General features: G+C 67.6%; 13 protein-coding genes and 3 tRNA genes. 11 read left to right on the forward strand and 5 right to left on the reverse strand.

The window, feature by feature from the left end; translation table 11 throughout:
- Positions 1 to 110 precede the first annotated feature (110 nt).
- The 3 genes from DCO49_RS16685 to xylB are packed head-to-tail and all read right to left on the reverse strand — an operon-like array spanning position 111 to position 4,425.
- Positions 111 to 1,535 carry a sugar porter family MFS transporter gene (locus DCO49_RS16685; protein ID WP_116864960.1) on the reverse strand — a complete coding sequence of 475 codons (1,425 nt, stop codon included), beginning with the start codon at positions 1,533 to 1,535 and terminating at the stop codon, positions 111 to 113.
- A gap of 32 nt (positions 1,536 to 1,567) precedes the next feature.
- Positions 1,568 to 2,908, reverse strand: a complete 1,341-nt coding sequence (gene xylA / locus DCO49_RS16690; RefSeq protein ID WP_116864961.1) for a xylose isomerase — start codon at positions 2,906 to 2,908, stop codon at positions 1,568 to 1,570.
- 23 nt (positions 2,909 to 2,931) lie between these two features.
- Positions 2,932 to 4,425, reverse strand: a complete 1,494-nt coding sequence (xylB, locus tag DCO49_RS16695) for a xylulokinase (protein ID WP_116864962.1) — start codon at positions 4,423 to 4,425, stop codon at positions 2,932 to 2,934.
- A gap of 246 nt (positions 4,426 to 4,671) precedes the next feature.
- On the opposite strand from xylB, the gene fdxA reads away from it, so the two are divergent.
- A complete protein-coding gene (gene fdxA, locus DCO49_RS16700) occupies positions 4,672 to 4,995 on the forward strand; it encodes a ferredoxin FdxA (protein WP_079221482.1) in 324 nt (107 codons plus the stop codon).
- A gap of 129 nt (positions 4,996 to 5,124) precedes the next feature.
- On the opposite strand, the gene DCO49_RS16705 is transcribed toward fdxA, so the two are convergent.
- Both DCO49_RS16705 and dapA read right to left on the reverse strand, forming a co-directional pair.
- Positions 5,125 to 5,652: a hypothetical protein gene (locus DCO49_RS16705; protein WP_108768502.1), complete on the reverse strand. Its 528-nt coding sequence runs from the start codon at positions 5,650 to 5,652 to the stop codon at positions 5,125 to 5,127.
- Positions 5,653 to 5,684: 32 nt separating this feature from the next.
- The gene (gene dapA / locus DCO49_RS16710; protein ID WP_116864963.1) at positions 5,685 to 6,578 is read right to left on the reverse strand and encodes a 4-hydroxy-tetrahydrodipicolinate synthase; all 894 of its coding nucleotides are present in this window, start codon (positions 6,576 to 6,578) and stop codon (positions 5,685 to 5,687) included.
- 164 nt (positions 6,579 to 6,742) lie between these two features.
- On the opposite strand from dapA, the gene DCO49_RS16715 reads away from it, so the two are divergent.
- The 10 genes from DCO49_RS16715 (at position 6,743) to DCO49_RS16760 (ending at position 12,682) form a co-directional block, all read left to right on the forward strand.
- On the forward strand, positions 6,743 to 7,303 hold the full coding sequence (locus DCO49_RS16715) for a glycine cleavage system protein R (protein ID WP_025879444.1): 561 nt from the start codon (positions 6,743 to 6,745) through the stop codon (positions 7,301 to 7,303).
- A gap of 91 nt (positions 7,304 to 7,394) precedes the next feature.
- On the forward strand, positions 7,395 to 7,874 hold the full coding sequence (locus tag DCO49_RS16720; RefSeq protein WP_116864964.1) for a peroxiredoxin: 480 nt from the start codon (positions 7,395 to 7,397) through the stop codon (positions 7,872 to 7,874).
- An 84-nt stretch (positions 7,875 to 7,958) separates the two neighbouring features.
- Positions 7,959 to 9,359: a PhoH family protein gene (locus tag DCO49_RS16725; protein WP_116864965.1), complete on the forward strand. Its 1,401-nt coding sequence runs from the start codon at positions 7,959 to 7,961 to the stop codon at positions 9,357 to 9,359.
- Entirely contained in the window at positions 9,356 to 9,865 is a 510-nt protein-coding gene (locus DCO49_RS16730) for a hypothetical protein (RefSeq protein WP_116864966.1), read from the forward strand. The genes DCO49_RS16725 and DCO49_RS16730 overlap by 4 nt, the downstream gene beginning before the upstream one ends.
- Positions 9,866 to 9,874: 9 nt before the next feature.
- Positions 9,875 to 10,543 carry a YoaK family protein gene (locus DCO49_RS16735; RefSeq protein WP_116864967.1) on the forward strand — a complete coding sequence of 223 codons (669 nt, stop codon included), beginning with the start codon at positions 9,875 to 9,877 and terminating at the stop codon, positions 10,541 to 10,543.
- An 82-nt stretch (positions 10,544 to 10,625) separates the two neighbouring features.
- On the forward strand, positions 10,626 to 11,435 hold the full coding sequence (thiD, locus tag DCO49_RS16740) for a bifunctional hydroxymethylpyrimidine kinase/phosphomethylpyrimidine kinase (RefSeq protein WP_116864968.1): 810 nt from the start codon (positions 10,626 to 10,628) through the stop codon (positions 11,433 to 11,435).
- Positions 11,432 to 12,358 carry an alpha/beta fold hydrolase gene (locus DCO49_RS16745; protein ID WP_116864969.1) on the forward strand — a complete coding sequence of 309 codons (927 nt, stop codon included), beginning with the start codon at positions 11,432 to 11,434 and terminating at the stop codon, positions 12,356 to 12,358. Before thiD ends, DCO49_RS16745 begins: the two co-directional genes overlap by 4 nt.
- A tRNA-Arg gene (locus DCO49_RS16750) sits at positions 12,349 to 12,425 on the forward strand. The genes DCO49_RS16745 and DCO49_RS16750 overlap by 10 nt, the downstream gene beginning before the upstream one ends.
- A 71-nt stretch (positions 12,426 to 12,496) precedes the next feature.
- A tRNA-Arg gene (locus DCO49_RS16755) sits at positions 12,497 to 12,573 on the forward strand.
- A 32-nt stretch (positions 12,574 to 12,605) separates the two neighbouring features.
- A tRNA-Arg gene (locus DCO49_RS16760) sits at positions 12,606 to 12,682 on the forward strand.
- Positions 12,683 to 12,900: the final 218 nt, after the last annotated feature.

The raw sequence follows: 12,900 nt of genomic DNA on the forward strand, positions 1-12,900 counted from the left end.
CCATGGATGGCGCCATCGAGCCCCCATGGATGGGTTAACGGCGTGTCCTGGATCGGCTGGCCTGCCGCCTCCCCCACGGAGAAAGGAGGCGCTGAAACGCGGGCCTGCCGTCAGCCTTCCATCTGCTCCAGTTCCTTGCCCTTGGTTTCGCGCACGTAGCGCACCACGAAGAAGATGGAGAGGAAGGCGGCAACGGTATAGATGCCGTAGGCGCCGGCCAGGCCGATGCCGGCCAGCAGCATCGGGAAGGTGACCGTGATGGCGAAGTTCGACGTCCACTGCGCCGCGCCGGCCACAGCCAGCGCCGAGCCGCGGATCTGGTTCGGGAACATTTCGCCCAGCATCACCCACATCACCGGGCCCCACGACATGTTGAAGAAGACCACGTAGACATTGGCGGCCACCAGCGCCAGCCGACCCATGCCGTCGGACAACTGCAACCGGCCATCGACCAGGCTGCCGCTGGCAAAGGCCACCACCATCAGCGCCAGCGCAATGGCCATGCCCACCGAACCGACCCACAGCAGCGGCTTGCGGCCGATACGGTCGATCAGCAGCACCGTCACCAGGCAGGCACCGATGCTCAGCGCGCCGGACAGCACGTTGATCAGCAGCGCATCGTTCTCCGAGAAGCCCACCGCCTGCCACAGCACCGCGCCGTAGTAAAACACCACGTTGATGCCCACCAGCTGCTGCAGCACCGCCAGGCCGATGCCCACCCAGACGATGCTGCGCAGGCGGCCGGTGGCCTTGTCCTTCAGGTCGGCAAAGCTCGGCCGGTGCTGGTCCTGGGCCAGGCTGCCCTCGATCTCGCTGCGCTTGGTGCGGGCCTCGGCCGCGCCGTACAGCTTCACCAGCACCGCCTCGGCCTGCGCCTGGCGGCCCTTGGCGACCAGGAAACGCGGGCTTTCCGGGATCGCCAGCAGCAGCACCAGGAACAGCAGCGACGGAATCGCCTGCATCCAGAACATCCAGCGCCACGCCTCCTGCCCCAGCCACAGCACCTCGGTGGAGGCACCGGCCGCGCGGGCCAGCAGGAAGTTGCTGAGGAACGCCGCGAACAGGCCGCTGATGATCGCCATCTGCTGCACCGTGGCCAGCTTGCCGCGGTAGCGCGCAGAGGCCACTTCGGCGATGTAGGCCGGTGACATCACGCTGGCCGCACCCACCGCAAAGCCGCCGACCATGCGCGCGGCCACGAACAGCCACGAGGCATGCGCCGCGCCGGCACCCAGCGCCGACAGCAGGAACAGCACCGCCGAGATGATCAGCACGCTGCGCCGGCCCAGCAGGTCACCCAGGCGCCCGGCCACGAACGCACCGATTGCGCAGCCCAGCAGCATCGATGCCACCTCGAAGCCCAGGGCCGCCTCGCTGGAATTGAACGCCTGGCGCAGGCCGTCGACCGTGCCGTTGATCACGCCACTGTCGAAGCCGAACAGGAAGCCACCGAGGGTGGCCACGCAGCTGATCAGGACGATGAAAGCAGTGTTTTCGCCGCGCGTGCCGGCGTTTGCAGGAATCGCTGTGGACATTGGGTCTTCCGCGAAAGAGGTGGGCCGGCCGCTCAGCGCAGCAGGTACTGGTTCAGCAGGTTCTCATAGGCTTCCTGCCGGCCGCTACGCTGGTGCGGTTCGCCGGCCTGCTGGGCGTGGGCGCAGAGGTCGTCCAGGCTGAGCTGGCCGGCGGCGAACGCCTGCCCCGGGCCGTGGTCGAAGCTGGCATAGCGCTCGCGCCGCCACGACTCCAGCGGCGAGGCCTGCAGCAGCGCATGGGCCACTTCGAGGCCGCGGGCGAACGCATCCATGCCGCCGATATGGGCCAGGAACAGGTCCTGCGGGTCGGTCGACTCGCGGCGCACCTTGGCATCGAAGTTCAGGCCGCCATGGCCCAGCCCGCCCTGCCGGAGCACCACCAGCATGGCGCCGACGGTGTCGTAGAGGTCGGTCGGGAACTGGTCGGTGTCCCAGCCGTTCTGCGGGTTGCCGCGGTTGGCGTCGATGCTGCCCAGCAGGCCGGCATCGGCGGCCACCTGCAGGTCGTGGGCAAAGGTATGCCCGGACAGGGTGGCGTGGTTGGCCTCGATGTTCAGCTTGAAATCGCCGTCCAGCCCGTGCTCGCGCAGGAAGCCGACCACGGTGGCACTGTCGAAGTCGTATTGGTGGTGCATCGGCTCCATCGGCTTGGGCTCGATCAGGAAGGTGCCCTGGAAGCCGATGCTGCGGCCGTGGTCGCGGGCGGCAGCAAGGAACCGGGCCAGATGCGCCTGCTCGCGCTTCATGTCGGTGTTGAGCAGGCAGGCATAGCCTTCGCGGCCACCCCAGAACACGTAATTGCTGCCGCCCAGCGCCACGGTGGCCTCCAGCGCCGCACGCACCTGCACCGCCGCGCGCGCCACCACCGCGAAATCCGGATTGGTGGCCGCACCGTTCATGTAGCGCGGATGCGAGAACAGATTGGCCGTGCCCCACAGCAGCTGCATGCCGGTCTGCTGCTGGCGCTGGCCGGCCAGCTCGACCATCTGCGCGAGGTTGGCGCGGTACTCGCCGATGTCCTCCGCGTCCGGCGCCAGGTCCACGTCATGGAAGCACCAGTAGGGCACGCCCAGCTTGGTGAAGAACTCGAAGGCGGCATCGCAGCGCGCCTCGGCACGGGCCAGCGCGGTATCGCCGTGGTCCCACGGGTAGGCACGGGTGCCCGGCCCGAACGGATCCTGGCCGGCGCCGCAGAAGCTGTGCCAGTAGGCCACCGCAAAGCGCAGGTGCTCGGCCATGCTGCGCCCGCCGATCTGCTTCTGTGCGTCGTAGACCTTGAAGGCCAGGGGGTTGTCGGAGTCGCGGCCCTCGAAGGGAATGCGACCGATGCCGGGGAAGTACTCACGCTGACCTACATGGAACGGGGTTGCCATGGACGATGCTTCCTTCTTCGGGATCAGCGCAGGCGCTGCTGGAACAGCGGCATCAACGCCTGCAGGTGGTGGACGAAACTTTGGTAACCGGCCTCGTACGCGGCCGCGCGGGTGGGGTCGGGCTGGGCGGCCAAAGCAAGGGCGAACTGCAGGTGCGCATCGACCAGGTCGGCCAGCGCCTGGCCCTGCCCTTCGCACAGCCACAGCGCCTGCAGCGCGGCACCGAAGGCGGCGCCTTCGGCCTGCACCGGCACGACCACCGGCAGCTGGAACAGGTCCGCGATCATCTGGCGCCAGGCCGGGCTGTGGGCACCGCCCCCGGTCAGTACCAGGCGCTCCCCGCGCAGGCCGCCTTCAACCAGCGCGTCGTAGCCGAGGCGCAGGCTGTAGCTGGCACCTTCCATCGCGGCGCGGTAGAGGTTGGCCGGGGTCAGGTTGTGCAGGTCCAGCCCATGCAGGGCGCCCCGTGCCAGCGGCAGGTCCGGGCTGCGCTCGCCGTTGAAGAACGGCAGCATTACCAGCCCATCGGCGCCAGGCGCGCTTTGCGCCAGCAGGGTTTCGCACTGCTCCGGCGACTGCCCCAGCAATGCGGCCGTCTGGCCGGTGGCAACCGTGCAGTTCATCGTGCAGATCAGCGGCAGCCAGCCGCCATCGGAGGCGCAGAACGCGGCCCACCGCCCCTGCGCATCCACGCAGGGCGTGGCGCGCCAGGCGAACAGCGTGCCCGAGGTGCCCAGGCTCATGCTCAGCCGCCCCTCGCGCACCGCGCCGGTGCCGATGGCCGCCATCATGTTGTCGCCGCCGCCGACTGCCACGCGGGTATCGGCCGGCAGCCCCAGCAGCGCGGCGATCGCTGGCAGCAGGCTGAAGCCCTGTTCCGGACCGACCAGCGGCGGCAGCAGTGCGGCCAGGTCACGCCGCGCGTCGGTGGCGGCCAGCATCGCCGGCGACCAGGTGCGGCGGCGCACATCCAGCCAACCGGTGCCTGAGGCGTCACCGGCCTCCATGAAACGCTTGCCGGTCAGCCAGAGATTCAGGTAGTCGTGCGGCAGGGCGATGCCATCCAGCGCGGCATCCACCTCCGGCCGGTGCTGCCGGGTCCAGCGCAGCTTGGAGGCCGTGTAGCCCACCCGCAGGTCGCTGCCTGCCTCGGCGATGCAGGCCGCAGGCCCGCCCATGGCGGCGGTGATCGCGTCGCATTCGGCGCCGGTGCTGGTGTCGCACCACAGCTTGACCGGGCCCAGCGCGCGGTTGTCGCGGCCCAGCGGGACGAAACCGTGCTGCTGGCCGGACACCGCCAGCCCGCGCACCCGCGCCCGCACCGGCCCCGGCAGGGCCTGGATCGCCTCGACCAGCGCCTTCACCCAGTCGGCGGCGTTCTGTTCGCGGCCCCCATCGGCCGTCGCCGCCAGTTCCAGCGGCCGCGCCTGCTGCGCCAGCACCGTGCGTACCGCCGCGTCGTAGGCGATCACTTTCACGCTCTGCGTGCCGGCGTCGATGCCCAGATACACGCTCATGCCATGCCCGTCCCTGCGATCCGCACTGCTTCACCGCCAGATGTCCACCGATGGACATCGAGTCTGCCGGGGGCGTCCCCAGCTTGGCAATGTGCAGTGCCGCAAAGTGCCGCTGCGCAGTGGCCGCATGCCCTTGCCGCCTGTGCAGAATCGTCAGCGCGCAGGGCGCCGGTGCGTCCAACGGCAGCGCGCGCGTTCAACCTGTTCTAGAATTGTGCGCTTGAAGACGGATCTGCCTCCCCCCTTATGCCCTTTGTCGTCACCGAAAACTGCATCAAGTGCAAACACACCGATTGCGTGGAAGTGTGCCCCGTGGACTGCTTCCACGAAGGCCCGAACTTCCTGGTGATCGACCCGGACGAGTGCATCGACTGCACCCTCTGTGAGCCGGAGTGCCCGGTCAACGCGATCTTCCCGGAGGACGATGTCCCGGCCGGCCAGGAAGTGTTCGTGGGCCTCAATGCTGAGCTCGCCAAGGAGTGGCCGGTGCTGACAGTGCGCAAGGATCCGCCCGCCGATGCCGGCGAGTGGGACGGCAAGCCGGACAAGCTGCCGCTGCTGGAGCGCTGACAAGCGCTTGTTGCGGCAACGAAAAGGGCGCCTTGCGGCGCCCTTTTTGTGGGTGGAGCCAACCAAGGTTGGCGTCTACCAGAGCAAAAGGTAGCGCCGGGCCATGCCCGGCGGAACCTTCACCGGCGCTTACTGCGCCAGCTTCGCCTTCAGTGCGGCAATCAGCTTCACCGGGGCTTCGGCGGTGGCCGGCATGCCACGCGGGTCGACCGCGGAGATGTAGGCACCGGCATCGACGGCAACCACGCGGACCAGGAAGTTGCTGCCTTCATAGGCCACGTCGTAGGAGCCCAGCAGCTGCGCGCGGCTGGCAATGGTTACGCCTTCGACGCCTTCCAGCGCGGTACCGACCTTGCCGAAGGCCTCTTCCTTGCTGCCCGGGATGGTGAAGCCGCTGTTGCCAGCGGCCGGGGCGGCAGCGGCGGCCGGAGCAGCCGGAGCCGCCGGCTTGGTGGCCGAGCTCAGCGCCGGCACCTGGTTGCCACCGGCGCCTGCCGGGACGTTCAGATCCGGCGGCACTTCCAGCGGACGCATTTCGGGAGCCAGGGCGTAATCACCCTTGGCGCCGCGCTTGAAGCAACCGGTGGTACCGGCAGCCACGGCGACGGCAAGCAGGGCGTAGGACAGCACGCGGACAGTGGAAACGGATTGACGCATGTGGATCTCCTGGATCAGGCCACGACAAAGGGTCAGTGGCTGGAAAGGGCTTCAAGGGCGGCGATGTCGCCGGCGAGATGGTCGGCCGCGGGCTGGTGTGCGGCCGAAAGCGGCAGCAGCGGCAGGCGCAGGTCATGGCCGATGCCGATGCGGCGCAGCAGCGCCTTGACCGGGATCGGGTTCGGCTCGACGCCGCAGAAATCATGGAACGGCTGCAGGCGCGCATCCCAGGCTTCGGCGGCGTCATGTTCGTGGGCGGCGGCCAGCGCGCACATGCGGCGGTAGGCACCGGGCAGCGCGTTGGAACCGACCGAGATCAGACCGGCCATGCCAGCCTGGATCGAGCGGGCGGCGGTGCCGTCATCGCCGCTGAGCACGGCGAACTCCGGACCGGCCAGGGCCAGCAGGGCCTGCACGCGCCCCAGGTCGCCCACCGCTTCCTTGATGGCGACGATGTCCGGGTGGCTGGCGAGCTCGGCGACGGTCTCCGGCAGCATGTCGCAGCCGGTGCGGCCCGGCACGTTGTAAAGCACCACCGGCAGGCCGCCCTGGTCGGCCACGGCGCGGTAATGCGCGATCAGGCCGGCCTGGGTGGGCCGCACGTACGGCGGGGTCACCACCAGGGCGTGGGTGGCGCCGAGCGCGGCGGCGCGGCGGGTCTGCTCGATGGTTTTGGCGGTGCCCGAAAGGCCGGTGCCGGCCAGGACCGGGACACGGCCGGCGATGGTTTCGACCGCGCTGGCCAGCAGCTGGTCGTATTCGGCATCGGACAGGGTGGCGGCTTCGCCGGTCGAGCCGGCGACGACGATGCCTTGGACGCCGCCCTCCAGCTGCAGGTGCAGCAGGCGCTGCCAACCGTCGGGGTCGAGGGAGCCGTCGGCCCGGAACGGGGTCGCCAGCGCAGTGATGAGGCCAGAAAGGGACAAGGACGTGCTGCTCTTGGCTGGGGAGGGAAAACGCCCGCCACGACAGGCCGGGGGCACCTGAATGTTACTTGCGGCGCGAAAGCACGGGCAAGTATGCTGGACACCGGTGGATTCCCGCCCCCGGCGGGCATTCAGACTCACGCCTTGCATTACCCGGAATCGCCTTGACCGACACCACCCCGCGCCCCGCGCCGAGCGAAAACCACCTCCTGATCAACGCCTACACGACGCATCCGGAGTCCCCCCTGCTGTCCGTCACCCGCCGCATCGCCGACAGCGGCTGCAATCTGGTGGACGCGCGCCTGGCCACGGTCGGCCGCGATGTCTCGGTCACCGCCCTGGCCACCGGCTCCTGGGATTCGGTCGCCAAGCTGGAAGCGATGCTGACCCGGCTCGAGCGCGAGGAAGGCCTGAAGCTGGTCTGGTACCGCACCGAGGCCAAGCAGGCGCAGTCCAACCTGCTGCCGTACATCGTCGAAGTGATCGCCGCCGACAAGCCCGGCATCCTGTTCCAGCTGGCCGATTTCTTCGACCGCCAGGGCATCACCATCGAGACCCTGCAGAGCACGCGTTACCGCGCCATGCAGACCGGTGCTGAAATGTTCAGCGCGCAGGTCACCATCGGCGTGCCGGCCAACATGCACATCGCCGCGCTGCGCGACGATTTCCTTGAGTTCTGCGACCACCTGAACCTGGACGCGATCATGGACCCGATGAAATTCTGATCGGACGTGCGGATTTTCGCGCGCCTCTCACGGGCGCGTGGCGTTTCATGCAATTGTCGTAGAAACAACCCAGGCTCGACAGAAGGACCTCATGAACAACGGCGATACCCTGGACAGCATCACCCTTTCCCTGCCGCTGGCGCTGTCCGGCGGCGACCAGTCCACCCTCGGCGACTACGCCGGCCAGTGGCTGGTGCTGTACTTCTACCCGAAGGACAGCACGCCCGGCTGCACCACCGAAGGCATCGACTTCAACGCGCTGCTGCCGGAGTTCAAGAAGGCCGGCGCGGTCGTGCTCGGCGTCTCCCGCGACTCTGTCAGATCCCACGACAACTTCTGCGCCAAGCAGGGATTCAATTTCCCGCTGGTCAGTGATGCCGACGAAGCGCTGTGCACCGCCTTCGACGTCATCAAGATGAAGAACATGTACGGCAAGCAGGTACGCGGCATCGAACGCAGCACCTTCCTGATTTCTCCCGACGGCCAACTCGTGCAGTCCTGGCGCAAGGTCAAGGTCGCCGGCCATGCCGACGCCGTGCTTGCCGAACTGAAGGCCGCCCAATCCAAGTGAGTTCCAACGCCCACTGTGTCCGCCACCACCCTGCCCTGCAGCAGGTCGTGGTGGTTTTTCCCTGTCCGTAACCAGGAAATGACGATGACCCGAGGCAAGCGCATCTACGTGCTGGATACCAACGTGCTGATGCACGATCCCACCGCGCTGTTCAAGTTCGAGGAACATGACGTCTACCTGCCCATGCAGGTGATCGAGGAGCTGGACAACGGCAAGAAGGGCACCTCCGAAGCGAGCCGCAACGCCCGCCAGGTGAGCCGCTTCCTCAATGAGCTGGTGCAGGAATCGGGCCTGGACAACCTGGCCGACGGCATTCCGCTTGAACGTCCCAACGGCCTGCAGCTGCGCGGCAAGCAGAGCGCCGGCAAGCTGCGCTTCCAGACCAGCCATTTCGACGCGGGCAAGAGTTTCGGCAAGGTCATCCCGGACAACGCCATCCTCGGCGCGATCCTGGCGCTGAAGGAAGAAACTCCGGACCTGCCGGTGGTGTTCGTTTCCAAGGACATCAACCTGCGGATCAAGGCGGCCATCGCCGGTATCGTGTCCGAGGATTACGAGAACGACCGCGCGCTGGATGATTTCAGCCTGCTCTACACCGGCGCCACCGAGCTGCCGGAAGACTTCTGGAAGCGCCACGGCGAGGACCTGCGCAGCTGGAGCGACAAGGGCCGCACGCATTACGAAATCCTCGCCCAGGAAGGCGAGGAGTGGTACCCGAACCAGTACGTCTACCTGCCCGGCGAAGACGAGGTCGAGCTGCGCGTCAGCCGCGTGGTCGGCGATGGCAAGGTGGTGCTGTCGCTGGTCGATGATTTCCGCCACGGCAGCCACGCCGTGTGGGGCATCAGCGCGCGCAACCGCGAGCAGAACTTCGCGCTCAATGCGCTGATGGACCCGGAGATCGACTTCGTCACCCTGCTAGGCACCGCCGGCACCGGCAAGACCCTGCTGGCACTGGCCGCCGGCCTGGCGCAGACGATGGACCAGCAGCGCTATCGCGAGATCATCATGACCCGCGCCACGGTGAGCGTGGGCGAGGACATCGGCTTCCTGCCGGGTACCGAAGAAGAAAAGATGACGCCGTGGATGGGCGCACTGACCGACAACCTGGAAGTGCTGACCCACAACCAGGAAGGCGGCACCTGGGGCCGCCAGGCCACCAATGACCTGCTGGCCAGCCGCATCAAGATCCGCTCGATGAACTTCATGCGCGGGCGTACGTTCCTGTCGCGTTACCTGATCCTCGATGAAGCGCAGAACCTCACCCCGAAGCAGATGAAGACGCTGATCACCCGTGCTGGCCCCGGCACCAAGATCGTCTGCCTGGGCAACGTCGAGCAGATCGACACCCCGTACCTGACCGAGACCACCTCGGGCCTGACCTACGCGGTGGATCGCTTCAAGAACTGGCCGCATAGTGCGCACATCACCCTGCGCCGAGGCGAGCGTTCGCGCCTGGCCGATTACGCTTCGGAGGTGTTGTGAACCGTTGCACCCGCCTGTTGCTGCCCACGGCTGCGATTACCCTCGCAGCCGCCCTGGGTGCGTGCACCACCACGCGCGGCCCGGCCAGCGTGCCGACCGCCGAGCGCACCGGCCAATCGTGGGTGGTCACCCGCCCCGTCATCGCCGCGCAGGTGCTGGACACCTGCTCGCGCACCAGCCCCGGCCGCGAGGCCGGGCGGGTGAGCGGCTACTGGGCGCCGAGCCGGCAGCAGGTGGACCAGATGGAAGCGAAGCTCTCCTCGCTGGAAGCACAGGTGCCGCACGTACGGGACTTCGACCGCCAGTACGTGGGCATCGAAAGTGGCGGCCGGCAGCTTATCTACATCAACGCCTTCCACCTGCCGGAAGATGCCAGCACCAATCCGGCGCGCGAAGCGATCCGCGTGTGTGATGGCGGCCGGCAGTTCTGGGGGGCGGTGTACGACCCGGCCACCGGCAGCTTCAGCGACCTGCAGTTCAACGGCGGCAAAGTGCCGTCGCCCTGAGGCGGCGGCATGGGAATCCGCCTGCCCACTTGGGTCTGGATCGGTGCGGTCGCGTTGTCCAGCGTGGCCGGCATGGTCAACGTGGTGGGCTTCCTGGGCTTCGAGCACCAGGCGGTCAGCCACATGACCGGCAGCACCAGCCAGCTGGGCATGGCGATTGCCCAGGGTGACTGGCGCGCGGTCGGCCACCTGTGGGGCCTGCTGGTCGCCTTCTCGCTGGGCGCGATGCTCAGCGGCCTGCTGATCCAGGCCGAAACCCTGCAACTGGGCCGGCGCTACGGCGTGGCCCTGGCGATCGAATCGGCGCTGCTGCTCGTGGCCATTCCGTTGTTCGAACAGCAGCAGATCTGGGGCGCACTGGCCGCGGCCATGGCCTGCGGCCTGCAGAACGCGATGGCCACCACCTTCAGCGGCGCGGTGGTACGCACTACCCATCTGAGCGGCATGTTCACCGACCTCGGCATCGGCCTGGGCCATCTACTGCGCGGCCTGCCGCTGCAGGTGCGCCGGTTGACCCTGAGCGGGCTGATCATCAGCGGCTTCCTCGGCGGCGGCATCGTTGGCGCGTGGTTGTTCATGCACTTCCGCTACGACGCCCTGCTCGCCCCCGCCCTGCTCACCGGCCTGACCGGCATCGTGTATGTGATGTACCAGCAATGGGCGCGCTGGCGGCATTGAGCCAAAGGCATCCACGGGCAATGGGGTCAGTCGAGCAAGCTCGACTCTACTTTCCCCTGCCGGACCACGGCACAATCGAGGCATGAGCCCGACCACTCCTGCTTCCGCCCTCACCATCGCCGGCTCCGATTCCGGCGGTGGCGCCGGTATCCAGGCCGATCTGAAGGCCTTCGCCGCGCATCGCGTGCACGGCCTGTCCGCCATCGCCGCACTGACTGCACAGAACACCCGCGGCGTCACCGCCGTGCACGTCCCGCCGGTCGCCTTCCTGCGCGCGCAGCTGGATGCCTGCTTCGATGATTTCGACATCCACGCGGTGAAGCTCGGCATGCTGGCGAATGCCGAAGTCATTCACACCGTCGCCGACGTGCTCGAACAGCGCCGCCCCGCGCACGTGGTACTCGATCCGGTGATGGTCGCCACCAGCGGCGCACGCCTGCTGGAAGACAGCGCGCTGCAGGCGATGCGCGAACGGCTGATTCCGCTGGCCACGCTGATCACTCCCAACACCCCCGAGGCCGAACTGCTGGTCGGCCGCAGCATCGGCAACGCCGACCACGCCGAGCAGGCCGCCGCCGCGCTGCTCGCCATGGGTGCCGGCGCGGTACTGCTGAAGGGCGGCCACCTGCACGAAGGCAACCGGGTGTTCGACCGCTACTTCGACGGCGTCAGCAGCGAGGAATTCATCCATGCACGGCTGCCGCTGGACGCGCACGGCACCGGCTGCACGCTGGCCTCGGCCATTGCTGCCCAGCTGTGCAACGGGCTCAGCCTGGCCAATGCCTGCGAGGCCGGCATCGATTACGTGGCACGCGGCCTGCAGCAGGGCTACGCGCCCGGCCGCAGCGAAGTGCTGGTGCTGGATCACTTCGGCGCGGCACCGCACGCATGAGCGCTGCGCCGCGCACGATCGCCGTGGACAGCGGCGATGGCCACCGCTACGAGATCATCGCCTGCGTGCCTGCACAGCCGCTGGCACGCCTGCTGTGGCTGCCGGCACTGGGCGTGGCGGCACGCCACTACCTGCCGCTTGCGCAGGCGCTGGCAGCGCGTGGCATCGCCGTCTACCTGCATGAGTGGCGTGGCAACGGCAGCAGTTCACTGCGTCCCTCGCGCACGGCCGACTGGGGTTACCGCGAGATCCTCGAACAGGATCTGCCGGCCAGCCAGACCGTGCTGGGCCACGAAGACGACGCGGGCAGCGCCCTGCCCTGGATCGTTGGCGGGCACAGCCTGGGCGGGCAGCTGGCCTGCCTGCATGCCGGTCGCAATCCGGATCGTTTCCAGCGCCTGTGGCTGGCGGCCAGCGGCACGCCGTTCTGGCGCGTGTTCCCGCCCCCGCGCGGTTGGCTGCTGCCGCTGTTCTACCGCTTCCTGCCGTGGATCGCACGTCGCCAGGGTGTGCTGCACGGCCGTCGCCTTGGCTTTGGCGGCAGCGAAGCACGCGGGTTGATCGCCGACTGGGCGCGGGTGGGCCTGAACAACCACTACGCCGCCGTGGGCCTGGACGAAGACCTCGATGCGCAGCTGGCACGCATCCATGGCAGCGCGCAGGCGGTGCTGATGGCCGACGACTGGTTCGCGCCGCCCGGTTCGATGCAGGCGCTGCTGGCCAAGCTGCCGAATGTGGCCTCACGCATGCGCGTGCTGTCCGCGCAGGAACTGGGCACGCGCGCCGATCACTTCGCCTGGATGAAAGCCCCGGACGCCGTGGCTGAAAGCTTTCTCATTCAGTTGAATGAAAATTTTCACAAAAGCGTTGACGACAGCCGCCGACATCCGCATAATTCCGCTCCTGTCGCAGGGCGCCCGTAGCTCAGTTGGATAGAGTACCTGGCTACGAACCAGGCGGTCGGGAGTTCGAATCTCTCCGGGCGCACCACTCGACAGGCTTCCAGCATCCGCCGCTGGAAGATGCAGTAAAATGTAGTAACAAAATTGATTGTGTACCGCGCGCCCGTAGCTCAGTTGGATAGAGTACCTGGCTACGAACCAGGCGGTCGGGAGTTCGAATCTCTCCGGGCGCACCACACACGATCAATACAACAGGTTTATGTAATTGGCGCCCGTAGCTCAGTTGGATAGAGTACCTGGCTACGAACCAGGCGGTCGGGAGTTCGAATCTCTCCGGGCGCACCATTACACCGAAACAGCAGGCTCCGGCCTGCTGTTTTTTTTGTGTTTTCGGCAGGGCTGCGCCCTGCACCTGCCGGTAGTGCCGGCCGCTGGCCGGCAGCCTTAGAGTCAAAAGCCAGAGCGGCATTCCGTGGGATGGCGGGGCACTGTGGGTTTGCGGGGACGCCGTAAATACGTCCATGTAGGCTTGGTCGCCGCATCCATGCGGCTCACACCCCGCA

The organism is Stenotrophomonas sp. SPM, from assembly GCF_003105135.1.
Taxonomy (GTDB): Bacteria; Pseudomonadota; Gammaproteobacteria; order Xanthomonadales; family Xanthomonadaceae; genus Stenotrophomonas.